This window comes from Arcicella aurantiaca (assembly GCF_003148625.1).
Classification (GTDB): Bacteria; Bacteroidota; Bacteroidia; order Cytophagales; family Spirosomataceae; genus Arcicella; species Arcicella aurantiaca.
The window spans coordinates 250724-276521 of the sequence record NZ_QGGO01000001.1 but is presented as its reverse complement, the minus strand read 5'-3'; the positions used below and the strand labels follow the sequence as shown (position 1 = coordinate 276521).

The following is a 25798-nucleotide window of genomic DNA, read 5'->3' as shown; positions in this document are numbered from 1 at the left end:
CAGAGGACAAAAATAGCACTTTTTTTGGTCGTGATGAACCTATTTTTTTCATTTTTTTCTAAAACTGGAAAGTTGAAATACAACTTTTACAATACTTCTTAGAATAATACAACAGTAAGGACGTAAATAGTAACTTTAGGGGATTCTTTGTTTAAAATAATCTAAAATGGTAATTTTAATTAACTTTGAAAAATTAAAAAACAATTTTATAAAATTTTATGAAAAATCAACTCTTCCAAAATTTTGTAAACCATGCTCAAGAGCAATGGAAACAACAAGTTATTAAAGACTTGAAAGGTAAAGATTTTGATAAAACAATAACATGGCAAATTGATATAAAAAACAAAGTTTCGAGCTATGCAGATAGTCAAAATATCAATAAATTGCCTTTAAAAATTGTACAACAATCTCAATTTCAAGGTTTTACAAAAATTTGGAATAATCGGGAAATAATTAAGTTCAAGTCTGGAAAAGAAACTAATCAACTGATTATCAACTCTTTATATGCGGGAGCAAATTCTTTTCTGATTGATTTTAGTGGCGTGTCGATTTCGGAGATTGAAATTAAGAAATTGTTAAGTAATATCAAACTATCTGATACACCATTTTTTTTTAAAGTTGAAAATAACTACTTAAAATTAGTAAATGAGTTACAAATCATCGCTCCTTATTTATGGAAAGGTGGAATCATAAACGATATACTTGAAAGATATTTCACACAGGGTATTCTGACAAGCGAAGATTGGAAAAACCAAGCAAATATTCTTGGAAAAATACAAAATCATCCGTACTTCAAAGGTATTACAATTAGTAGTCATTCCTTCCATAATGCAGGGGCAAATATTGCACAGGAAATAGCCTATACACTTGGCTCTGCTATTGAGGTTATTGACAAACTTTCGGAGCAAAATATTGACTTACAAGAAATTGTACAAAAAATAGAATTCTCTATTTCAGTTGGAACAAACTATTTTGGAGAAATTGCTAAAATCAGAGCCTTGAAATTCCTTTGGAAGAAAATTTTAACCGAAGGCTACGGACTAACCGATGAAAAATATTTGGGCATTTCTATTCACTGTATCACTTCATCTTTTTATAATTCTTCTATCACACCCAATACCAATATGTTACGAGCAACCACCGAAGCGATGTCGGCAATTATTGGTGGTTGTGATGCTTTGAGCGTGCGTGCGTATGATGACACTTATCAAGAATCTGACGATTTTAGCCGTAGAATTGCTCGCAATATTTCTACAATTTTGAAAGAAGAAAGCTATCTCGATAAAGTCATTGACCCCTCGGCAGGAAGTTATTTTATTGAAAGTTTGACATTTCAATTAGCCGAAGAAGCCTTCAATATTTTAACAGAAATTGAAAATGAAGGTGGTATAATTGAAGCGTTCCAGAAAAACATTATTCAAAACAGTATCAAGGAAAATTTTGAATATTTACAAAACTCGTTGACCGAAAATCAGTCGGTGATGGTGGGCGTAAATAAATTTAGATTCGACGAAAAACCTTTTGAACAAAACGAATCTAAAACAGTAAAAAATACCAATTTGAGTTTTGAACTTTTGCCAACTCACAGACTTTCTGAAATCTTTGAAAAATAATCATTTCCTCTCAAAATTATGAAACCGAATTTATCAAATATAGATTTTAAGAAACAAAATGAAACTTCAAAAGAGTTTCCAGCCATCAAACCTTGGCGTTCGGCAGAAGGAATTCCTGTGAAAAATTATTTTACAGAAGAAGACTTAGCCGATGCTGAACATTTAAAATTTGCGGCAGGACTTCCTCCCTATCTTCGTGGGCCATATTCAACCATGTATGTGCAAAGTCCTTGGACAGTGCGTCAATATGCAGGTTTTTCTACTGCCGAAGAGTCAAACGCTTTTTATCGTAAAAACTTAGCGGGAGGACAAAAGGGTCTTTCTGTTGCTTTTGATTTGGCAACGCACCGAGGATATGATTCAGACCACCCAAGAGTGACAGGTGATGTTGGAAAAGCAGGGGTTGCCATAGATTCGGTAGAAGATATGAAGATTTTGTTCGACCAAATTCCATTGGACGAAATGTCGGTATCTATGACCATGAACGGAGCCGTTTTACCCATCATGGCATTTTATATTGTAGCAGCAGAAGAACAAGGCGTTTCTCCCGAAAAACTATCAGGGACAATACAGAATGATATTTTGAAGGAATTTATGGTACGAAATACCTACATTTATCCACCTTTGCCTTCAATGCGAATCATTGCGGATATTTTTGCGTACACCGCTCAAAATATGCCTAAATTCAATTCCATTTCTATTTCGGGCTACCACATGCAGGAAGCAGGAGCAACGGCAGATATTGAGTTGGCTTATACTTTAGCAGATGGACTGGAATACCTCCGCACAGGCGTAAATGCAGGTTTGGATATTGATAATTTTGCTCCAAGACTTTCATTTTTCTGGGCAATTGGCATGAATCATTTTATGGAAATTGCCAAAATGAGAGCAGGTAGAATGTTATGGGCAAAAATTGTAAAAGAATTTAATCCGAAGAACGATAAGTCTCTGATGCTCAGAACACACTGCCAAACTTCTGGTTGGTCATTGACAGAGCAAGACCCATTTAATAACGTTGCCAGAACAACCATTGAAGCCATGGCAGCGGCGTTGGGACACACACAAAGTTTACACACAAACTCATTGGATGAAGCCATTGCCTTACCAACTGATTTCTCCGCTCGAATCGCTCGAAATACACAATTATATTTGCAACACGAAACAGGAATTACCAAGGCAATTGACCCGTGGGGTGGTTCGTACTATGTCGAATATTTGACGATGGAACTCGCCAAAAAAGCTTGGGCATTGATTGAAGAAGTAGAACAATTGGGCGGAATGGCAAAGGCAATCGAAACGGGGCTTCCCAAAATGAGAATTGAAGAAGCCGCAGCCCGAAAACAAGCCAGAATTGACTCAGGAAAAGACGTAATTGTTGGCGTAAATAAATTCAAATTAGCCGTTGAAACTGAAATTGAAGTTAGAGACGTTGATAATCAAGCCGTTAGAATTTCTCAAATTGAAAGATTAGATAAAATTAAAGCAGAAAGAAATTCGGAAGCAGTTACTGAAATATTAGCAAAAATTACAAAATCTGCCGAAACTGGTGAAGGAAATTTATTAGCTTTAGCAGTTGAAGCGGCTCGTTTAAGAGCAAGTTTAGGCGAGATTTCATTCGCCTTAGAAAAAGTGTATGGCAGACATAAAGCAATAATCCGTTCAATATCAGGCGTTTATTCAGCAGAAGTGACAGACGACGAAAATTTTAGAATTGCCAGAGAAATGGCAGACGAGTTTGCGAAACAGGAAGGTCGCAGACCAAGAATTATGGTGGCAAAAATGGGACAAGACGGACACGACCGTGGAGCGAAAGTTATCGCTACCAGCTTTGCAGATTTGGGTTTTGACGTGGACATTACGCCACTATTCCAAACGCCTGAAGAGGTGGCAAAACAAGCCGTTGAAAACGACGTTCACGTAGTGGGTGCATCAAGTTTGGCGGCGGGACATAAAACCCTTGTTCCTCAATTAATTGAAGAACTCAAAAAACAAGGACGTGAAGATATTATGGTCATTGCAGGAGGTGTTATTCCTGCCCAAGATTATCAGTATTTGTACGACGCAGGTGTTTCTGGCGTTTTTGGTCCGGGAACGGTAATTTCGATTGCCGCTCAGAAGATTTTAAAGGATTTGATGGAAGGATAAATCGAGAGATATTATGATTTTAAGCATATAATTTCGTTTTATTAATTAAATTTGCAAAAATTACAACAGACTGATTATGAGAAAATTATTATTAAGTGCGATGCTAATTGGAGCGTCATTCATCGCAAAATCACAAAGTTTTCACGGTGAACAAATCACTGAAAAAGGGGCAATTTCTGCTACTGAATTAGAATCTAAATTGGCGAGTAAAGAAGAAATGCCTGCTAAAGTTACAGGCGTGGTTGAATCGGTATGTAAAGCCGCAGGTTGTTGGATGAAAGTAAAAACCACAGACGGTAAAACCATGCGTGTAACTTTCAAAGACTATGGTTTCTTTGTTCCAAAAGATATTGCAGGAAAAACCGTTGTTTTTGAAGGTATTGCCAAAGTTAAAACTACTTCGGTGGCAATGTTGAAACACTACGCCGAAGATGGAGGAAAAAGTAAAGAAGAAATTGCCAAAATCACTGAACCAGAAAAAGCTATTGGTTTTGTAGCTACGGGTGTAATTGTGAAGTAATTATGTCAGAGCTAAGATTTATAAGACCAATAAATAATTTTAGGATTTAAAATTTGAAAATGCTCAGAGTTAAGTTTATCAAACCTTAGCTCCAAACATTTTAAATCTTAAAACTTTAGAATCTTATAAATCTTAGTGCCGACAATTCAAAATCGAAGTACAAAATCTTGCTTTGGCTGATTTTTTCTAAAAAAGACTAATCCTACAAAAAACAAATCTATCGAAATCATTACTTCTGGATGATTTCTGATATACTGCCAAGCCTCGTGCATTTCATCTGACCAATGAATGTCGTCAAATACAAAAACACTTTCTTCTGTCGCTTTTTGCAAACACATTTCAAAGTAATTTACCGTTGGTTGGTAGCGATGATTTGCATCAAAAAAAGCAAAATCTAATTGCTGAATTTGGCTTAATGTTTTCGGTAAAGTTTCATCAATATTGCCAATAACAATTTCTATATTTTGACAATTTGATGCTTCAAAATTCTTTTGAGCTATAGACGCTGTGGCTGGACAACCTTCAAATGTCAAAACTTTAGCTTCCGAATAAGCCTTTGATTCATAAATAGTTGTAATTCCGAGTGATGTTCCTAAATCAAAAACAGTTGTGGGTTTAAACCATTGAATTAGTCTAAAAAGCAGACGTCCAAATTTTGGTTTTTTCTCTGCACTTTTAGCAATTTGTCTAATTTCTCGTTGATTGGTTTTATAAACCCTTGAACCAGCTCCAAAATCTGTAATTTCAATAACCGTTTTATTTCTAAAAAGCTTTTTCCTTAAATTTTCAATTTCGGTAAAAATCGGATTCTTGGTTTTGGCAATAATAACCTTTGTGTAAAGTTCAAAAACAAATGGAGAATGAAGTGAGTGTTCGTTTTTTGAAGAAAGAAGAAATTTGACGAAGTATTTTAGCATTAAGTGTTGTTATGCGTTTAGTATTTGTTTGGTGATTAGTTATTGGTGATTGGAAAACGGGAAAAGGGCTAATTACCAATTTAATATTTTACTGGAATTGTCTAATATTTTCAAGAATTATATAATTGAGTCAACCAATAACTAATTTCCAGTAACCAATTCCCATAACCCCAATCTAATTCATTCTAAAGGGAGCAATTAGATTAAAATCTGGGATAATTACGTTGAAATATTTTCCATCAAAAACTCTTTCCATCTGATATGTTCCTGCCATTTTTCCAATAGAAGTATTTAGGTTACAACCAGAAGTGTATTCATAGCTTTGTCCCGGTTCTAATGTTGGTTGTTGCCCAACAACGCCCTCTCCTTCTACCTCACGAATTTGTCCGTTGGCATCATAAATATACCAATGACGACGTAATAATTTCACGGTAAAATCACTTTCATTCTGAATTCTTACATGATAAGAAAACACAAAATGAGCTTGAAAAGGGTTTGAATATTCAGGTTGAAACTCCGTCTGAACACTTATTTTTACGCCATTAGTGATGGATGAAACCATATATAAAAATTGGTATTTTAACCTTAATAATTTATTTAACGAAATTTACATGATTACTAATACAAAATCAATTTATCACAAAAAAAATTGGTTTTTAATCGGTAAGGAATACTTAAAATCTGCTTTTACTTAGAAAGAATTTAATTTTAAAATCTGCTAACAAATAAATATAAAATATAAATATATAAATAATTATTTGAACTATAAAAATAAAATTCTTTAAAATATCCAACTAAAATCTCTTTCCGTTGAACTTTGTCACGAAATCAAAACCTCAATCATTCCAACAAAAATTAATACAATGACTGTAAACGAGATAGAAAAATTATTCCCAACCGAAGAGCAAATTCCAGCGGAATATAACCTAACAGAACCCATTGAACAACGTGAATATTTAGTCAATGGTGAAATGAGACCGTGGGCAAGAAAAACCCAAGATGTTTGGTCGCCGATTTATGTGCAAACCGAAAATGGTTTAGAACAAAAACGCATTGGTTCGTATCCAATTACTGAGCCTTCAGATGCGATGGAAGTATTAGAATCAGCGGTGAAAGCCTACGATTTTGGTCGTGGAGAATGGCCTTCAATGTCTGTTTCAAAAAGAATTGAAGCAGTAGAGAAATTCACACAGAAAATGATTACCAAACGTGACGAAGTGGTAAAACTTTTGATGTGGGAAATTGGTAAATCATTGGGCGATTCTCAGAAAGAATTTGACCGTACTGTTCAATATATTTATGACACTATCGGAGCGTTGAAAGACATCGACCGTACTTCATCAAGATTTATGATTGAGGAAGGAATTATCGGACAAGTTCGTCGTTCGCCACTTGGGGTTGTGTTGTGTATGGGACCTTTCAATTATCCATTGAATGAAACATTTACTACTTTGATTCCTGCTTTGATTATGGGTAACGTGGTGTGTTTCAAACCACCGAAACACGGTACATTATTGCATTATCCATTGTTGGAAGCCTTCCGTACTTCATTTCCTGCGGGTGTAATCAACACCGTTTATGGTCGTGGAAATTCAGTAATTCCACAAATGATGGAATCGGGTAAAATTGACGTTTTAACATTAATTGGTTCGTCAAAAGTAGCTGACCAATTGAAAAAACTTCACCCGAAAGTAAACCGTTTACGTGCTATTTTGGGTCTTGACGCTAAAAATGCGGCAATCGTTACTCAAAGTGCAGATTTAGAATTAGCCGTTAAAGAATGTATGTTAGGTTCGTTATCTTTCAACGGACAAAGATGTACTGCTTTGAAAATCATGTGGGTGCATAAATCTTTAGTTGACCAATTCAATGCAAGAATGGCGGAAGAAATTGGCAAATTAAAGTTAGGTTTAATGTGGGATAAAGGCGTAAATATTACTCCACTTCCAGAACCAAACAAACCTGCTTATTTGAAAGAATTGATTGACGACGCAAAAACACACGGAGCAAGTGTTATCAATGAAAATGGTGGCGAAACGGTAAAATCTTTTGTTTATCCAGCCTTGCTTTATCCAGTGACGAAAGAAATGAAAATTTGGCACGAAGAGCAATTTGGACCAGTTGTTCCAGTTGTTCCGTTCTCAAATATTCAGCAGCCAATTGATTATTTACTTGAATCGTCGCACGGACAACAAGTGTCTATTTTTGGTAAAGATATTTCTCAAATCACTAAATTGATGGACGTTGCCGTGAACCAAGTGTCAAGAGTAAATATTAATTCACAATGTCAACGTGGACCAGATTCATTCCCATTCACGGGTCGTAAAGATTCGGCAGAAGGAACACTTTCGGTTACGGCGGCATTACGTTCATTCTCAATCAGAACGGTAGTAGCTACGAAAGACACGGCTGAAAACAAAGCGATTATTAATCAAATTGTTGAAAACCACGAATCAAACTTCCTTTCAACGAAGTTTATTTTCTAATATTTTCAGATTTACATCAGTAGAGACGTTGCCTGCAACGTCTCTTTTTTTGTTGTAGTTGTTTGTGGAGACAATACTCCATTTCAGACGTTGCAGGCAACGTCTCTACCGAAGGTGAAACGCCTGTCGGTAGGTCAAAAACAATCCTTCTGAATGTTCAAAGGCATGATTGTTCAAATCAAAATAGGGTTCAAATCTGAAGGTTAGCCAAAGATTTTCCATCATTTCCCAATCTTTCATTACTCTAAAAATCAACAAATTACGATTCTTTTCTATCACATTTCCATAATTATAAGTTCGTCCAACCGATTGGTACAAATCGCCTCCTGCATCAGACAAATAACCCGAAGAATTCCAATAACTGACCATTAAATTTATCAGTTTGGTTTCGGCAGTAAGATTTAAGTAAATACCCGAACCATCAGGAAAATAAGGATGATAATTTGCCGTTTGGCGATAACCAACCCAATAGTTTTGCGTTTTGAGTTTTTGTAGAAAACCTCTAAAACGCCATTCCGCATCAATTCCGATGGCGGTATTGATATTGGTAATTACCTGAGCGGTGTCTTTTGTATTTTGTCCTCCTCGGTGCTGAAACGTCATTTGCCAAGGAATCGAAAAACTAAAATTTGGTCGATTTATCAGTTTTTTATTCCACGAAAAACCCGCAAAGATTTCTTCTTGAAAATTAGAACCTTTATAAATCATTTTTTGCCAGTCAATCCAAGCATCAAAAAAGACTTTTTGCTTACGTCGAGTATATTGCAAACCGTTCTCTTGTCGGTTGAGAATTACTCGCTCAAAATTCAACATAGGTTCAATCAAACGGTGATTTAATTGTCCTTCTAAATTTCCAAATAAAAATTGTGAAGAATCTTTTTGAATTTTCACCGTAAAAATGGGTTGAACAGCCGTGAAAGCTGAATTTCCAAAATCTTTCCAAGCGTAAACGCCCGCCTCAATACGCACATGAGGGGCAGGTTGATACGTGAATTTGGGCGAAAATTGATTGCCAAAAAGCGTGTATCCATCTGCAACTTTTAGGAAGTATTCGTTGTTCTTTAAGAAGCTAAAACTTTCAAATTGGAAAGTAAATTGCCCCGATTTTGTGGAATCAAGATGTTGGAAAGTCTCCAACTTGGTGTTGTTCAATTGTGCCTTTACTCCGAAAGACATCAAGACAAACAACACAAAAGGTATTTGTATATTTCGATTTAACATTTCACGGCAAAATACTTTTATTTGCTGAAATTATAGTAAATTCACCCTTAGAAAATTTAGAAAACTGTAAAAAAAACATGGCAAAACAACAAGCAGAAGCAGCTAATCCTGCTAATGAAAAATTAAAAGCATTACAAACTACGCTTGAAAAATTAGACAAGGCTTATGGTAAAGGAACAGTGATGCGTTTGTCGGACGCTAAGGTTATGGATGTTCCTGTTATTTCAACAGGTTCATTGGGGCTTGACTTAGCTTTAGGCGTTGGAGGTGTACCTCGTGGTCGTGTTGTTGAAATTTATGGGCCAGAATCTTCTGGTAAAACTACACTTACCATGCACTGTATTGCCGAAGCTCAAAAATCAGGTGGCTTGGCGGCATTTATTGATGCTGAACACGCTTTTGATAAAGGCTATGCCGAAAAATTAGGTATTGATACAAGTCAATTATTAATTGCTCAGCCTGATAATGGAGAACAAGCTTTGGAGATTGCAGAACAGTTGATTTCTTCTGGTGCAATTGATATTTGTGTGATTGACTCAGTGGCGGCTCTTGTTCCAAAAGCTGAATTGGAAGGGGATATGGGAGATTCTAAAATGGGTTTACAGGCTCGTTTGATGTCTCAAGCTTTACGTAAATTAACAGGGGTTATCAACAAAACGGGTTGTTGTTGTATTTTCATTAACCAATTACGTGATAAAATTGGAGTAATGTTTGGTTCGCCAGAAACAACTACGGGTGGTAATGCCTTGAAATTCTATTCGTCAGTTCGTTTGGATATTCGTCGTATTGGTCAAATTAAAGATGCGGATAACGTAATCGGTAACCGTACACGTGTGAAGGTGGTTAAGAACAAAGTAGCCCCTCCTTTCAAAGTAGTTGAATTTGACATTATGTATGGCGAAGGTATTTCTAAAGCAGGTGAAGTTTTAGATTTAGCCGTTGACATGGAAATCGTGAAAAAATCAGGTTCATGGTTTAGCTTTGAAACCAATCGTCTGGGTCAAGGTCGTGATGCCGTAAAAGATATGTTGAAAGACAATCACGAATTACTTGAGATTTTAGAAGGAAGAATCAAAGACAAAATCAAAAACGATGAAAACGCTCTTTTAGATACCACTGAGCCAAACATCGAAGATGATGGAACTCCAGAATAGATTTATTTATTATTCCCCCAAAGGAGAAAATCGAAAGGTTTTCTCCTTTTTTTTGTATTTTTAGATTCATAATTATCAAACGTGTAAGTATTCGTTAGAATTAGGCAGTTTTACGACAGTACAAACACCTAATGACAGAACTCCGACTTAACTCTTAATTATTCTCTATTAACTATTCAATCACAATATGTCTGTCCACAAAAAGCGTCGTAAAGTAGAAATTTGCCACAATTGCCACACCATTCTTAAAATAGAAGACAATTTTTGTCCAAACTGTGGGCAAGAAAATCACGATTTAAAAGTTCCCCTCGGACATTTAGCGTTTGAAGTATTTGAAGGTTTTACACACTTCGATACTAAGTTTTACAATACCATGGTTTCGATTTTTCTATATCCCGGAAAAATCACAAAAGATTTTCTCGAAGGTCGTCGTGGGCGTTATGTACCTCCTATTCGTCTGTATTTTTTAGTTTCATTTATATTTTTCTTGGGTTTAGGCTACATGGTAGATTTAGTATTAAAAGGCAGTAGCGACTTTTTAACGGACAATATCACTGTAAAAGACCAAGCAGGAAATGTTAAAAATAAAGCTAAACAGAACCTTGAAGAAGAGGTGGAAGATGCCAAAGATAAATTAGAAGAAATCAAAACTTCAAAAGATACAAACGGCTTAGCAAATGCTCAAGATAACGTCAAAGCAGCCGAATTAGCACTAAAAATGTATGGAAAACTTGACAAAAAAACCAAAAAAGCACAAAGCAAATTCAATAAATGGGTAGATTTTACCTCTGTTTCATTAGGTGAAATCTTGGATGAAATGAATCTTGATTCGGAAGATACTTTACGAAAACTTATCTCAAATTTACCCGAAGACAAACAAAGAGAAAGATTGATAGAGATTCAAAAACAAATTATTGCAGATACTACCAATACCGAAGAAATTGCCGAAGTAAGTAAAGATTTAAGAGATTATTTTACGGAGACAATTGGCAAGAAAAAGCTATTGGAATATTCGTTAAATCTTCATGCTTTAAAAAATAATGCTTCTTTAAAAATTCATTATGATACCGACACAATACTTACCATAAAAGGAAGTGATGGAAGTCTGGAAAACACTACCTATTTGAAAAAAGTTTTGAAAATGTCTGACGAACAATTAGACAGTTTAAACAGAAAAAAAGGCAACGAAACGATGGCTTTTTTACGCCCTTTTCAAAGAGGAATTTTACGAAATTTAACCTATTATCAATTAGCTTTTAGCGAAGATGCCGAAAAGGCTTTTTCAGAAATTGCTCATTTGGGCATTGGAGCATTTTCATTGATGATGTTTATTTTAATGCCTATTGTGGCATTTTTACTGAAAATAATTTATAGCAAAAGAACGCATAGTATTATTTCGTATCCTTTCAGATTATGGAAATATTTATGGGATTGGACTATGTATTTAATCCGTTTTAGAAAAATTAGAAAGTACCGACACGTTCCACATTTAATGGCGGGACACACCCGTTATTACTACGAACATTTGATTTTCTCAATTCATATTCACAGTGTGTTTTTCTTGATGCTTATCATATTTGTAGGTGGAGGAGTTTTATTAGGCTACTGGAAAATTGCCTTAATAATGACCATGTTAGGTTTCTTTCTTTATTTTATCATTTCTCTCAAAACGGTTTATCGTCAAGGAATTGTGAAAACCTTATTCAAATCGGTCATTTTGTTCTATTTGTATCTCATATCTTTCATTATGATTTTGAGTATTACAAGTGCCTTTAAGTTTGCAACGTCATAAGTAGCACAGGTTTTAACCTGTCCGATTAAATTTTGACAGGTTAAAACCTGTGCTACTTTGAACGAATCGCAATTACTGGGTCTAAACGTGCCGCAATCCATGCGGGAACAATTCCAGAAATTACCCCAATAACGGTTGCCGTTATAATTCCTTTTATCATATTTGAATAACTCAATACTAATTTTAGTGAACCAAAATCTATGAAAGACAGTAGCCAGACTAATAAAATACCAACCAAACCACCAATCAAACTCAAGAAAACGGCTTCAAATAAAAATTGAAAAAGAATAAAATAATTCTTCGCTCCCAACGACTTCTGAATACCGATAATATTGGTTCTTTCCTTTACCGAAACAAACATAATATTGGCAATTCCGAAACCGCCAACTAATAATGAGAAAAGAGCAATAATACCTCCTCCAACGTTTAAACTTGAGAAAATTGAATCAAAAAACTTCACGGCTCCATCCAATCTATTAATCGAAAAATTATCGTCTTGCGTTGGCTTCAAACCTCTTCTACTTCTCATCAAACCCGTAATTTCACCCTCCAAAGTTTCTTGTCCATTATCCCAATCGTATGCTTTTATGGCAATATCTGGCTCAGGTTCATCTTTTTGGAAAAGACTTGCGTAAGTCGTGTACGGAATATACGCACGGTCATCGGGCGAACCTCCAAGGCTAATTAAATCTTCCCCTTTCTTTCGCATCGTGGCAATTACCTTAAACTTAATTCCATTGATTTTTATCGTTTCACCAACGGCATCCGCAATATTTGGGAAAAGAGCTTCTTTAATATCAGCCCCAAGAATTACAGCAAAAGCAGAATTGTCCGTTTCATTTGTCAAGAAATAACGACCATTTTCTACGGGTACATCTGAAATTTTATTGTAATCATAACTCACTCCCAACAATCGAGATTCAATACTATTATTTCCATTTTTCAAAGTCGTTTGGCGACCATCTAAAATAGAAATTGCTTGTGCATTTTCGAGATTATCACTCAAATAACGATATTCATTATATTTCATCGTTGGGCGATTGATATATTTCCACCAAGGATAATTATTTCCCATCACCCAAGGCCATTTTCCTACATAAACCACGCCTTTCCCGAAAGAATCAATTTGTTCACGAATACCCGAATTCATAGAATCGACAAAAGTATAAACTGCCACAATTGAAAAAATACCGATAGTAACACCCAAAAGTGAAAGTGTAGTCCGTAGAAGATTACTACGAAGGGCTTGCCAAGCAAATCTGATACTTTCTAAAAGTTGTCGAAGAAATTTCATAATTATACGATTTTTGAAGTTTAAATTTAGAAATATCATATTCCAAATACAACAAGGAAATGACCAATGGACGCTATCAAAGGGCTGAAAGGTAGAATATCGGTAAGATTGGAAATAAAGTTTTTCGCTATTTGCTGTTTTAGTATTCAATGTGATAATTTTACACGTAGAAACAAGTAATGAGCTATTAAGTAGTCGGTAAAATTTGGTTGCCATCTAAAACCAAAACTTAAAACTCATTACTTATCTCTCATCACTAAATGGTAAATATGGCTGCTAAAATTACTATCACAGACTTCAATATCTTGCAAGAGTCTTTTGCAGGAGAGCTTTTTTTTGACAATTCAACCACGCACAACGCTCAGAAAATTCTTTATTCAACTGATGCCTCTGTTTATCAAGAAAAACCTTTGGCAGTTGCCATTCCCAAAGACATTGCCGATTTAAAAGCATTGATAAAATTTGCGAATCAGTACCGAGTTACGCTTATTCCACGCTCGGCAGGCACGTCGTTGGCAGGGCAAGTAGTGGGCAAAGGAATTGTGGTTGATATTTCAAAACATTTTACGGAAGTCATTGAAATAAACCAAGAAGAACGTTGGGTAAGAGTACAACCTGGGGTAATTCGGGACGATTTGAATGTCATTTTGAAACCTTATGGTTTGATGTTTGGTCCAGAAACATCTACCTCAAACCGAGCCATGATTGGTGGTATGATTGGCAATAATTCATGCGGTTTACACTCAATTGTTTGGGGCGATACTCGCAGTAATTTATTGTCGGCAAATGTACTTTTGAGTGATGGTTCTGAAGCTGTTTTTTCAGAAGTTTCCAAAGAAGATTTTTTCAAAAAAGCTACGCAGAAGAACTTAGAAAGCCATATTTACGGACAAGTTTTCAAAATTTTGAATAATCCAACTATTCAAGAAACCATTGAGAAACGTTATCCTAAAAAAACGCTTCAACGTAGAAATACAGGGTATGCTCTTGATATGTTGAGCGATAATCAATTGTTTCACCCAACGTCAGAAAAACCTTTCAATTTCTGTAAACTTTTGGCAGGTTCAGAAGGCACTTTGGCATTTGTAACGGAAGCAAAATTGAATCTCATTCCACTTCCTCCGCAAGAGGTTGCCTTAGTTTGTATTCATAGCCATACCATTCAAGATTCTCTGCAAGCCAATTTAATCGCTCTGAAACACAGCCCAATCGCTTCTGAATTGGTTGATAAATACATTTTAGATTTCACAAAAGGACACCCTGTTTATCATCAAAATCGCTTTTTTATTGAAGGAGACCCTGCGGCTATTTTGATGGTTGAGTTCATGGCAGAAACCGACACCGAACTCAATACGAAAACGAATGCTTTAATTTCCGACTTTCAAAAAGCGGGAATTGGTTATGCCTACCCAGTGGTAAAAGGCGAAGAAACCAAACCTGCTTGGGACGTCAGAAAAGCAGGTTTAGGACTAATTCGGAATTTGAAAGGAGACATTCAGCCCGTTAATTTAATTGAAGATTGTGCCGTTGCTCCCGAAGATTTACCTGCATATATCGCTGATTTGCAAGAACTTTTGGCAAGTCATAATATCAACGCTTCGTATTATGCTCATGCGGGTGCGGGAGAATTGCACGTTGAGCCAATGATAAATCTGAAAACGGTTGAGGGCAAAGAATTATTCAGAACGATACTGAAAGAGACAACAGAATTAGTCAAGAAATATAATGGTTCATTAAGTGGCGAACACGGCGACGGACGTTTGAGAGGTGAATTTATTGAAAGTGTTTTGGGTAAAGATATTTATGAATTATTGAAAGAAGTAAAAATAATATTCGACCAGAAAAACATTTTCAATGCTCGTAAAATTGTCAATACGCCACCCATGAACGAGTTTTTACGCTACGAAGCAGGTAAGAAAAATCCAGAAATAACAACCTATTTTGATTTTTCAAACCAAGAAGGAATCCTTCGTTTAGCGGAAAAATGCTCAGGCTCAGGCGATTGTCGTAAAACCGAAGTGACGGGCGGAACGATGTGTCCGAGTTATATGGCTACTCGCATGGAAAAAGATACAACCCGTGCCAGAGCCAATATTTTACGTGGATTTTTAACCAATTCTGAAAAAGAAAACCGTTTCAACCACGAAGAAATTAAGGAGGTAATGGATTTATGTTTGTCGTGCAAAGGCTGTAAATCTGAATGCCCCTCGAAAGTTGACGTTGGTAAAATGAAAGCAGAGTTTTTACAACATTATTACGATGAACACGGCGTGCCTTTCAGAACCAAAATGATTGGTAATTTCACAAAATCGCAAGAATTAGCTTCTAAATTCCCAAGAATATATAATTTCTTGATTACCAATAATTTCACGTCAAAAATTACTAAAAATTTCTTAGGCTTTGCCCTTGAAAGGTCTATTCCAACCGTTGGAAAAATCACCCTAAGAAAATGGCAAGAAGAGAGAATTGATATTCAGAAAAAAAGAGAAAAAAATAGCGTCCATTTCACTTCTGTAAATCTTGGAAAACGTAGAAAACAAGGTAAAGTATATCTTTTCTGTGATGAGTTTACAAATTATAATGACGTTGAAATTGGGCAAAAAGCCATTTTATTATTGACAGCTTTGGGCTACGAAGTTCACATTCCAAAACATATTGAAAGTGGACGTACTTATCTTTCAAAAGGATTGGTAAAAGATGCTCAAAAAATTGCAGCTCAAAATGTGCAAATGCTCACGGAAGCCATTCAAGACAATTCTCCAATTTTGGGAATTGAACCTTCGGCAATCTTAACGCTTCGTGACGAATATCTTGATTTAGTGCCTCAACATTTGAAAGCTGATGCAGAACGTGTAGCCGAAAATGCGTATTTGATTGATGAGTTCTTGGCTCAAGAAGTTGATAAAAAGAAAATTACCAAAGATTTGTTCAAAGCGGATAAAAAGCTCATAAAACTGCATGGACATTGTCATCAAAAGGCGTTGTCGTCGTTGGTAGCAACTAAGAAAATTCTGTCATTGCCTGCTAATTATGAAGTCCAATTAATTCCGTCGGGTTGTTGTGGTATGGCAGGTTCTTTTGGTTACGAAGCAGAACATTACGAAGTCTCCATGAAAGTTGGTGAATTAGTGCTTTTTCCAACTATCAGAAAACAGGCCGATGATGTAATTATTGCTGCCCCAGGTACAAGTTGCCGTCATCAAATAAAAGATGGAACGGGTAGAACCGCCCAACACCCCGTAGAAATTTTGTGGGAAGCCTTGTTGGGGAATTAGTTGGTTGGCTTTAGGCGATGGGCTGTAAGCAGTAGGCTAAAAGCAATAAACTAACTGTAAAGACATTTCAAAACATATTGCCTAAAGCCTACCGCATAACGCATAGAAAAAATGAATAAAAAATACGCAATTATTGTTGCAGGAGGTTCGGGAAGTCGCATGAAAAGTGATATTCCTAAACAGTTTATTGAAGTAGGAGGCTTGCCAATTTTGATGCACAGCCTCAAAAGATTTAAAGAAGCCGAACCCGAAATTGAGCTAATTTTAGTTTTACCCGAATCACAATTTGAGTATTGGAATCAACTTTGTGAGAAATACCCGACCGTTCCACACAAATTGGTAAAAGGCGGAAATACACGCTTTCAGTCGGGATTAAATGGCTTAAAAACCATTGAAAACGAAGGACTTGTTGCCATTCATGATGGCGTGCGTCCATTTGTTTCTGCTGAAATAATTCAAGAGAGTTTTAAAATTGCCAACGAAAAAGGTACTGCCGTGGTGAGCGTTCCTTCCAAAGATTCGGTGCGAGTAAACGGACAAGCCATTGACCGTTCAACGGTTAGATTGATTCAGACACCGCAAACTTTTCAGATTTCATTAATTAAAAAAGCCTTTGAAACCGAAGAATTAAGCACCTTCACCGACGATGCCAGTGTGGCTGAACACGCAGGTTTTACGATAAATCTCATTGAAGGAAGCTACGAAAATATAAAAATCACGACACCCGAAGATTTGCAATGGGCGGAGATTATTTTGGGGAAAGGGTAAAACTTGCCGTTGTCTGTGTCTCCACAGACGACTACAAATTAACCCTCTGGTTCAAGCGTCCTCGCTTGAACCATGAAATTCAAATAACCTTTTGCAGTTCAATTACTTACGCACGAAAGTGGTTCAAGCGAGGACGCTTGAACCAGAACGGCGACGCTTGAACCATGAAATCTAATTAACCTTGTGCAGTTCAATTGCTTACGTACGAGAGTGGTTCAAGCGAGGACGCTTGAACCAGAACGGGAAATACACTTTAACTAAATACAACTCACACATTATGAAAAAATTACTTTTTCTCACACTATGTATTCTACCATTTACAGCTTTTACACAAACTAAAATTGGTTATAAATTTGGTTTTGCAAGTACAGGTATCAATTATACAGCCCCAAATAATCTCCTTACCTACAAAAATGGGTTTGGTTTTCATGCAGGTTTTTTTCTTGATATTATGGCAGGTGATGATTTCTTTTTACAGCCTACGGTACAATTTGTAAAACATACCGCCATTGCTGAAACAAAAACATCAAGTATTAGTGCAACCGATTATTATATTGATACTCCTTTCAATATGGTTTTTAAATTTTATGGTTTTCAACTTGGAGGTGGACCAAAATGGAGTTTCGCAACTTCTAATGGAGAAACAAGGTTTGGCTTAAACGCATTAGCAGGATATAGTTTGTCAGAAAGAACAAGCCTACAAATAAATTATTCTTTTGACTTGAATAAGGAATACTTTAACAAAAAATCATTAGGAATATCACTATTAGGTACTTTTGGGAAATAAACCCTCACCCTCTGGTTCAAGCGTCCTCGCTTGAACCATGAAATTTAACTAACCTTTTACAGTTCAATTGCTTACGCACGAAAGTGGTTCAAGCGAGGACGCTTGAACCAGAGGGAGGAATTCTAACAAAGTTAAAACACAAATACAATGAGAAAAACAACCAAAACTACACTCAGCTATTTCAGCTCTAAATTACTTGACATCATATTATATATAATGCTAATCGTTCTACTTACAAAGGTTATATATGTTCACAGTTTGGCAATAAAAATGAGTTTCTGTATTTCATCAATTGACACAATACATACTTATCTCAATTTATATAATTCCAAAAATTTTCCAGAAATCCTTGGAATTATTTTAGTGTGCATTACAGCTCAAATCTATATTTCTCAATTGGAAATCGCAAACGCCACATTAGAAAATAATATTTTTAATGATAAATTTAATGAATGGTCAGCTCAAATAGAATCTGCGATATTAGAGAAAGTCAATCTTAATGAAAAATTATGCAAACAATTTAGCCTAAAAAGAAGACACCTCTTTGCAAAATTATTTTTAAAGGAAATGAAGATTAAGAATAAGAATGATTTGTATGATATTCTTTCTATTTACCAAAATGATGTTTATTACTTTGAAACTTTTGAAAAAAAATTTGAAAATGGTAAAAACTACCAAACTGAAAATACTCCTCGATATTCTTATGATACTTTTCAATTTCTATTCCTTCTGACTATTGAAAAAGAATATGATGATTTAAGAAAAGATTTAAAAGAATGGTATGAAGGAAAATTACCTCTAAAAAAAGGTGAAATACTATACGAATTGGTAGGGTTTTAAATAATGAAAACTCCACACTGACTACAAGTTAAGCGAAGCGTTCCTACTACTTTAAGTTGTATCTTTTCCGTTTACAAACCCTCAGCACCAAAACACAATCCATGAAAAAAAGACTTTCTCTTTCAGAATACACAGACGGTATTATTTCGGGTAATCGAATGATACTTAGCCGTGCTATTACGCTGATTGAGAGCAATTTACCTTCTGATAAAAAACTGGCTCAGGAAGTTATAGAAGCCGTTTTACCTCATACGGGTAAGTCCGTCAGATTAGGCATTACGGGCGTTCCCGGTGTGGGCAAAAGTACCTTTATTGAGGCTTTTGGTAAGTATTTGACCAATCAACAGAAAAAAATTGCGGTACTTGCCATCGACCCAAGTTCTCAACTTACCAAAGGCAGTATTTTGGGCGACAAAACCCGCATGGAAGAGCTTTCACGTGAGCCTTTGGCGTACATTCGCCCCTCTCCTACGGGTAATTCTTTGGGCGGCGTTTCGCACAAAACTCGTGAAACAATGCTACTCTGCGAAGCCGCAGGTTTTGAGGTCATTATTATTGAAACCGTTGGTGTTGGTCAGTCCGAAACCTACGTGCATGGCATGGTCGATTTTTTCCTTTTGTTGATGTTGGCAGGTGCGGGCGACGAATTGCAAGGCATTAAAAAAGGCATTATGGAAATGGCGGATTTAATTGCCATCACCAAAGCCGATTCGGGCAATGAAAATCAGGCAAAATTGGCAAAAATTGAGTACCAAAACGCTCTACATTTATTTCCACCCGACGGCACAGGTTGGTTTCCAGAAGTGGTAACTTGTTCGGCAACAACTTTGCAAGGAATCGCTGAAATATGGGAATTAGTCGAAAAGCATCGGGATTTGTTAAGTAAGAGTGGTAAATTTGCAGAAAATCGGCAAAACCAAAATTTAGATTGGATGAACGATTTCATTAAACAAACCTTAGAGGAAAATTTTTACAGCAATAAAAACGTTTCCTTAAAAACCAGAGACATTCAAAAAGCCGTTAGCGAAGGCACAAAACACCCAATTCATGCCGCTTACGAACTTTTGGAGGTCTTTTACAAACAATAATAATGAACAATATCTGGCATAAGTTATCAGTCTCTATTCTTAAAAATCGAATTTTCTTTTTAGCTCTGGTTGCTTTCTTGGCAATTTTCATGGGCTACATGGCTACAAAAACCCAAGTTTCGAGCGAATTACCCAAAATTCTTCCTAAATCTGACAGTCGTTTTCAATTATACGAAGCCTTCAAAAAGCGTTTTGGCGAAGATGGCTCAGTTATGGTTTTGGGCGTCGAAACCGATAAAATGTTTCAACTTGCATTTTTCCAACAATGGCAAGATTTAGCAAAAGACATCAAAGCCGTAGAAGGTATCAAAAATGTTGTTTACGCAGGAAATATACCGAGAGTTGTCAAAAATGATACTGCAAAACGCTTTGATACTAAGTCACTTATCACGCAAAGAGCCGTTACGCAAGCAGAAGTGGATAGCGTAAAAACGGGTTTGGAAAAACTGCCATTTTACAAAGGTTTTATCATCAATGAAGCAGGAAATGTGCATTTGATGATGATAACTTTCGACCAAAAAGCAATTAATGATAAAGCAAGGGTTAGAGCGGTAAAGAAAATTAAAGAAATTGCGGCTCAATTTGAAGAGAAGCAAAAAACAGAACTTCACCTTTCGGGAATGCCATTTGTACGTACCGAAATGACCGCACAAATCACAACCGAATTAGGCATTTTTGTTAGCCTTGCCCTTGTGGTGACGATGCTAATTTTATTGCTATTCTTCCGCAGTTTCAAAGTCATGTTTTTTGCTTTGATTGTGGTTTTGATTGGTATTGTTTCGTCGCTCGGTTTTATCGTTTTATTTGGTTATAAAATCACGATTATTTCAGGAATGATTCCATCGTTGGTCGTGGTGATTGGCGTACCAAATACCATTTTCGTCTTCAATAAATACTACGAAGAATACGCTTTGCACGGCGATAAAATGCTTGCTTTGCAAACGACTATTGAAAAAATCGGGCAAACGCTTTTCTTAGCAAATCTCACAACTTCCATTGGTTTCGGTGTTTTTGCCTTCACAGGAAGTACATTTTTATCTGAATTCGGTATTGTAGCTGCTATCAATGTGATGCTTACTTACATGGTTTCATTGATATTTATTCCTTTGGTATTTAGCTACTTAGCTCCTCCTTCCAACAAACAAACTTCACGTTTAGAGTCTGGACGAGTTGCTAAAATTTTGTTAAAAATTGATGGCTACGTAAACCATAAACGTTCGGTAATTTACAGTATTATTTTAGGGATAATTGCTCTTTCCATCTTCGGAATGACACAAATAAAATCAATTGGTTATATCGTTGACGACCTTGCAGACGACAATCCAATTTTGACTGATTTAAAATTTGTGGAAAAGAATTTCAAAGGAATTATGCCTTTTGAAGTAGCCATTGATACTTATGAAGCAGGTCGAGTTTTGGGTTCCCCAGAATTATTGACCAAAATTAAAAGAATGGAAAAAGAGTTTGCTAAATATCCAGAATTTACCAAACCTGTTTCTTTAGTCACGGCAGCCAAATTTATTTATCAAGCCTATCGTGGAGGCGACCCAAAATATTTTGTGTTACCCGGAATTGATGAATTAGCTAAATTGAAAGAATATAATTCGAGTGTGCAAGGAAAGCAAGGTTTTGCCAAAGGTTTCATTGACTCAACCAAGCGTTATACACGTGTAAGTTATCAAATTGCAGACTGCGGAACAGTTCGTACCAATCAGATTATCAACGAATTGCAACCAAAAATTGATTCAATTTTCAATTATAATGCTGAAACAAATGAGTTTTATAAACGTGGAGACAAACGTGGATATGATGCAGAAATTACAGGGAATAGCGTAATTTATGCATGGCAAAATGATTATTTACAAGGAAATTTGATTGAAAGTACATTCCAAGCCATCGTCTTGATTTGCTTAATTATGGCTTTGCTTTTCCGTTCTTGGAAAATGGTTATCATCTCAACTTTACCGAGTTTAATTCCACTTTTAATTACGGCAGGATTGATGGGCTTCTTCGATATTCATCTGAAATATTCAACGATTTTGATTTTCTCAATTGCTTTCGGTATTTCTTCCGACGGTACGATTTACTTCTTAACTCGTTACAAAGACGAATTAATTAACAAGAAACGAAACGTAAAAGACGCCATCAGAGAAACCATTTTGAATACAGGCGTTTCAATGTTTTATACCGCAATTATCTTATTTACAGGCTTTTTCATCTTTACGGCATCAACTTTCAAAGGCACACAATCATTAGGAATTTTAGTTTCCATCACGCTTTTAATGGCGATGATTTGTAATTTGGTTTTATTACCTGCTTTCTTAATGACTTTAAATAAGCGTGAAAGTGAAAAATTGATGAAGTAGCCTTTCAAACTATGATTTTTAGGATTTTAGGATTTTAGGAAAAACAATATTCTGAACTATGATTTTTTAGATTGAAGAATTTTAGGAATAAATCATAAAATCTCTCAATCCTAAAAATCGTAGTTCAGACTTTTTTTACACCTTCTTCTTACTCCAAAAACTCGCTAATAAAGAGCCATTTACGTTCATAATTGGTCCAAATAAGGCAGGGGCAATACCAACAGTTGCTAATTTTCCCATCGCTTTTGCCAAACCCGACGCTAATCCTGAGTTTTGTAAGCCAACTTCAATGGCAACCGTTCTGCAATCTTGCTCTGGCAATTTAAACAACCTTGCTCCCCAATAACCCAAAATAAATCCTCCAATATTGTGCAATAAGGTCGCAAGCACTAACGTAACGCCAACACTCTGCAATGATTTTTGCCCAACTGCGGTAATGATTACAATAATGATTGCAATTCCCGCCATTGAGATGATTGGTAATACTTTTTGTAGCCATTCGGCTCTTCCTGCTAAAATTTTATTCAATAGAAAACCAACTCCCACAGGAATAATTATCATTTTGGAAATATCGTAAGTCATGTTCCAAAAATCAATTTCAATAAATTGTCCACCCAAAAGTTTCATCAATAACGGCGTAAGAATTGGAGCTAAAAGTGTGGCAAAAGACGTAATTGTAATAGATAAAGCCACATTTGCCTTAGCAATATAAGACATTACGTTAGATGCCAAACCGCTCGGAGAACAACCAACCAAAATAACGCCTGCCGCAATTTCAGGAGGAAAATCAAAGGCTTTTGCAATACTAAATCCTAAAAAAGGCATAATCGTAAATTGACAAATTAATCCTACAATAACCGCTTTGGGCATCTTCACAACGCCTAAAAAATCGTCGTAACTCATGGTTGTTCCCATGCCAAACATAATAATTTGGAGCAGAGGAATGATTAGTTCTTTGAGTTGAAAATTCCCAATCGAAATGAAATATTGCGGAAAAAAGTAAGCTACAGTAGCCGCTACAATAATGGAAAACGTATAAAGATAATTTTTCATGTGGTTTATTTATGCTAAACGAAAAGCAATTTGCGAGAAAGCGAATGACTGAATTTGAAAAATCAGCAGTTTACACGCTTCTCTTTTGCAAACCTTAATCGGTTAAAAATATACTTAAAAATCAAAATCGTAATCAGAAAAAAAGTAAATGTTTATCAACAATCTTATCTCATTTCACTGACTATTAACAACAATAATAGATTGATTTTTTTGATTTATTTCGTTATTTAGAGGAATAATTTATGTAACAACCATTTTTAATAAGCAAAACAATTTCATGCAAAAGTTTAAAGTATTCTCAACCTTAATACTTTCATTTTGGAGTATTAATCTTTTGGCTCAACAAGTCGTCAATTTGTCGTCTCCTGATGGAAATATCACTCTAAAAGTTCAAAATCAAGCTAACAACGCTATTTCTTATAGCTTAAATTATAAAAAAAAGGCAATTACTGAGCCTTCAACTTTAGGTTTTCAATTGAACAAACCTAAAATTGATTTGAAAAACTTTAGTATTATTTCTGTGGATTCAAGCAAAGTTGATGAAACTTGGAAGCCTGTTTGGGGAGAAGTTAGCAGTATTAGAAACAACTACAAACAGTTGGTTTTGACCTTGAAAGAAAATCAATCGGCAGTAATTTTAAAAGTCATTTTCAAAGTTTTTAATGAAGGATTGGGCTTTCGTTATGAATTTCCGACACAAGATAATTTCAAGCATTTTATCGTTGGCGATGAACTTACTCAATTTAATTTAGCAGGAAATCACAAAACTTTCTGGATTCCGGGAGATTATGATACCAACGAATATTTATACAATACCACGAAATTAAGCGAAATCGATGCTCTTAAAGCATCGGATAAAGAGACAGATATTGCCTTGAAATCGGTAATTGGCGTAAATACGGTTCAATGTCCTTTGATGATGAAAACCGACGACGGCATTTATATCAATATCCACGAAGCCGCTTTAATAAATTATCCAGCCATGAATTTGACTTTGGATAAAAACACCTTCACTTTCACTTCGCATTTAGTTCCTGATGCCGTTGGCAATAAAGCCTATTTGCAAACACCTTTTCAAACGCCGTGGAGAACCATCAATGTGAGTGATAAAGCAACGGATATTTTAGCTTCAAAAATGATTTTGAATCTCAATGAGCCTTCAAAAATCACGGATGTGTCTTGGATAAAACCACAAAAATTTATCGGTATGTGGTGGGAAATGCACACAGGAAAAGCAAATTGGGACAAAGCTTCGGGCAAGCACGGAGCAAATACCGCCAATGTAAAAACGTATATTGATTTTGCCGCTTTGCACGGTTTTGAAGGTGTTTTGGTTGAAGGTTGGAACGAAGGTTGGGAAGATTGGTTTGGCAATTGGAAAGAAGATGTTTTCGATTTTGTAACGCCTTACAGTGATTATGATGTGAATTATTTGTCGGATTACGCCAAACAAAAAGGCGTGCGACTCATTATGCACCATGAAACTTCTGGTTCGGCTACTAATTATGAACGTCATTTCGACAAAGCTTTTCAATTTATGAAAGACCATAACATGAATACTGTAAAAACTGGTTATGTAGGTCGAATTATTCCGAGAGGTGAACACCATGATAGTCAGTGGATGGTAAATCATTACCAAAGAGTGGCTGAAAAAACGGCTGAAAATCACATCATGTTAGAAGCTCACGAGCCTGTTCATCCAACGGGTTTGCATAGAACCTTCCCAAATTGGTTAGCCAACGAAGCAGCACGTGGTAATGAATTTAATAATGCTCCCAACTTGGCACTCGTTCCCGAACACGAAACCATACTTCCATTTACTCGCCTGATGGGTGGACCAATGGATTATACTCCGGGATTTTTCCATTTTCAGTTAAATCAATTTGACCCAAGTCGTAAAACTCGTGTACGTACTACGCTTGCTAAACAGTTGGCTTTGTATGTGACTATTTACAGTCCTTTGCAAATGGCAGGCGACTTTCCAGATAATTTCAATCAGCATTTAGATGCTTTTCAGTTTATTAAAGACGTTCCTGTTGATTGGGACGATACCAAAATTTTAGAAGCAGAACCAGCAGATTATATAACGATTGCCAGAAAACAAAAAGGAAAAGACAATTGGTTTATCGGAGCGATTACCGATGAAAATATCAGAAACACTACTATTTCACTTGATTTCTTGGATAATGGAGCTAAATATCAAGCAACAATTTATAAAGATAGCGACACCGCAGATTGGCAAAACAATCCAGAAAGCTATAAAATTGAAAAAGTAATTGTCACTAAACAGTCAAAATTAGACTTGAAATTAGCCAAAGGTGGCGGTTGTGCTATTAGCTTAATGAAATTGTAAGATAATTTATACTTCTCGAAAGTTCCTTCTACTTTCGAGAAGTTCTTTCAAAGAATTAAACTTATTAAACAGTTTAATATCGTCATATTCACAAAAATTTATCAAATCCCAAAAGCATCGACTTTT

18 protein-coding genes are annotated in these 25798 nt (G+C 35.8%); 13 read left to right on the top strand and 5 right to left on the bottom strand.

All coding sequences use genetic code 11. The annotated features are described in order from the left end of the window. The first annotated feature begins 218 nt into the window (after nucleotides 1–218). The 3 genes from LV89_RS01155 (at nucleotide 219) to LV89_RS01145 (ending at nucleotide 4278) form a co-directional block, all read left to right on the top strand. Nucleotides 219–1613, top strand: coding sequence for a methylmalonyl-CoA mutase family protein (locus LV89_RS01155; RefSeq protein WP_109741017.1), 1395 nt, complete (start codon nucleotides 219–221; stop codon nucleotides 1611–1613). 18 nt (nucleotides 1614–1631) lie between these two features. Continuing rightward, a complete protein-coding gene (gene scpA, locus LV89_RS01150) occupies nucleotides 1632–3758 on the top strand; it encodes a methylmalonyl-CoA mutase (protein ID WP_109741016.1) in 2127 nt (708 codons plus the stop codon). A gap of 76 nt (nucleotides 3759–3834) precedes the next feature. Then, complete coding sequence (locus LV89_RS01145) at nucleotides 3835–4278, top strand: DUF4920 domain-containing protein (RefSeq protein ID WP_109741015.1); 444 nt, start codon at nucleotides 3835–3837, stop codon at nucleotides 4276–4278. 146 nt (nucleotides 4279–4424) lie between these two features. Here LV89_RS01145 and LV89_RS01140 read toward each other — a convergent pair whose 3' ends face one another. Next, nucleotides 4425–5195 (bottom strand): O-methyltransferase, encoded by a 771-nt coding sequence (locus LV89_RS01140; protein ID WP_109741014.1) that lies wholly within the window; start codon nucleotides 5193–5195, stop codon nucleotides 4425–4427. Between the two features lie 175 nt (nucleotides 5196–5370). Then, entirely contained in the window at nucleotides 5371–5757 is a 387-nt protein-coding gene (gene apaG / locus LV89_RS01135) for a Co2+/Mg2+ efflux facilitator ApaG/CorD (RefSeq protein WP_109741013.1), read from the bottom strand. A 301-nt stretch (nucleotides 5758–6058) separates the two neighbouring features. Between apaG and LV89_RS01130 the strand changes: the two genes are divergently transcribed. Beyond that, the gene (locus tag LV89_RS01130) at nucleotides 6059–7681 is read left to right on the top strand and encodes an NADP-dependent glyceraldehyde-3-phosphate dehydrogenase (RefSeq protein WP_109741012.1); all 1623 of its coding nucleotides are present in this window, start codon (nucleotides 6059–6061) and stop codon (nucleotides 7679–7681) included. Nucleotides 7682–7786: 105 nt separating this feature from the next. On the opposite strand, the gene LV89_RS01125 is transcribed toward LV89_RS01130, so the two are convergent. After that, complete coding sequence (locus tag LV89_RS01125) at nucleotides 7787–8902, bottom strand: lipid A deacylase (RefSeq protein ID WP_146199042.1); 1116 nt, start codon at nucleotides 8900–8902, stop codon at nucleotides 7787–7789. 77 nt (nucleotides 8903–8979) lie between these two features. Here LV89_RS01125 and recA point away from each other — a divergent pair, with 77 nt between their 5' ends. Together recA and LV89_RS01115 are read left to right on the top strand one after the other, a co-directional pair. Beyond that, entirely contained in the window at nucleotides 8980–10056 is a 1077-nt protein-coding gene (gene recA, locus LV89_RS01120) for a recombinase RecA (RefSeq protein ID WP_109741115.1), read from the top strand. Nucleotides 10057–10243: 187 nt separating this feature from the next. Then, nucleotides 10244–11848: a DUF3667 domain-containing protein gene (locus LV89_RS01115; protein ID WP_109741010.1), complete on the top strand. Its 1605-nt coding sequence runs from the start codon at nucleotides 10244–10246 to the stop codon at nucleotides 11846–11848. Nucleotides 11849–11900: 52 nt separating this feature from the next. Here the strand turns inward: LV89_RS01115 and LV89_RS01110 are convergent, their stop codons facing one another. Further along, on the bottom strand, nucleotides 11901–13142 hold the full coding sequence (locus LV89_RS01110; protein WP_109741009.1) for an ABC transporter permease: 1242 nt from the start codon (nucleotides 13140–13142) through the stop codon (nucleotides 11901–11903). A 269-nt stretch (nucleotides 13143–13411) separates the two neighbouring features. On the opposite strand from LV89_RS01110, the gene LV89_RS01105 reads away from it, so the two are divergent. From LV89_RS01105 to LV89_RS01080, 6 genes are all read left to right on the top strand, one after another. Continuing rightward, nucleotides 13412–16417, top strand: a complete 3006-nt coding sequence (locus LV89_RS01105) for an FAD-binding and (Fe-S)-binding domain-containing protein (RefSeq protein WP_109741114.1) — start codon at nucleotides 13412–13414, stop codon at nucleotides 16415–16417. A 111-nt stretch (nucleotides 16418–16528) separates the two neighbouring features. Further along, the gene (locus tag LV89_RS01100) at nucleotides 16529–17185 is read left to right on the top strand and encodes a 2-C-methyl-D-erythritol 4-phosphate cytidylyltransferase (RefSeq protein ID WP_109741008.1); all 657 of its coding nucleotides are present in this window, start codon (nucleotides 16529–16531) and stop codon (nucleotides 17183–17185) included. Nucleotides 17186–17462: 277 nt separating this feature from the next. After that, nucleotides 17463–17972: a hypothetical protein gene (locus tag LV89_RS01095; protein WP_109741007.1), complete on the top strand. Its 510-nt coding sequence runs from the start codon at nucleotides 17463–17465 to the stop codon at nucleotides 17970–17972. 147 nt (nucleotides 17973–18119) lie between these two features. Then, a complete protein-coding gene (locus LV89_RS01090) occupies nucleotides 18120–18812 on the top strand; it encodes a hypothetical protein (RefSeq protein WP_146199041.1) in 693 nt (230 codons plus the stop codon). Between the two features lie 101 nt (nucleotides 18813–18913). Beyond that, nucleotides 18914–19900 (top strand): methylmalonyl Co-A mutase-associated GTPase MeaB, encoded by a 987-nt coding sequence (gene meaB / locus LV89_RS01085; protein ID WP_109741005.1) that lies wholly within the window; start codon nucleotides 18914–18916, stop codon nucleotides 19898–19900. Between the two features lie 2 nt (nucleotides 19901–19902). After that, nucleotides 19903–22266, top strand: a complete 2364-nt coding sequence (locus tag LV89_RS01080) for an efflux RND transporter permease subunit (protein WP_109741004.1) — start codon at nucleotides 19903–19905, stop codon at nucleotides 22264–22266. Between the two features lie 135 nt (nucleotides 22267–22401). Here the strand turns inward: LV89_RS01080 and LV89_RS01075 are convergent, their stop codons facing one another. Then, nucleotides 22402–23319: a bile acid:sodium symporter family protein gene (locus LV89_RS01075; RefSeq protein ID WP_109741003.1), complete on the bottom strand. Its 918-nt coding sequence runs from the start codon at nucleotides 23317–23319 to the stop codon at nucleotides 22402–22404. Nucleotides 23320–23596: 277 nt separating this feature from the next. Here LV89_RS01075 and LV89_RS01070 point away from each other — a divergent pair, with 277 nt between their 5' ends. Beyond that, nucleotides 23597–25672 carry a glycoside hydrolase family 97 protein gene (locus LV89_RS01070; RefSeq protein WP_109741002.1) on the top strand — a complete coding sequence of 692 codons (2076 nt, stop codon included), beginning with the start codon at nucleotides 23597–23599 and terminating at the stop codon, nucleotides 25670–25672. The last annotated feature ends 126 nt before the right edge of the window (nucleotides 25673–25798 follow it).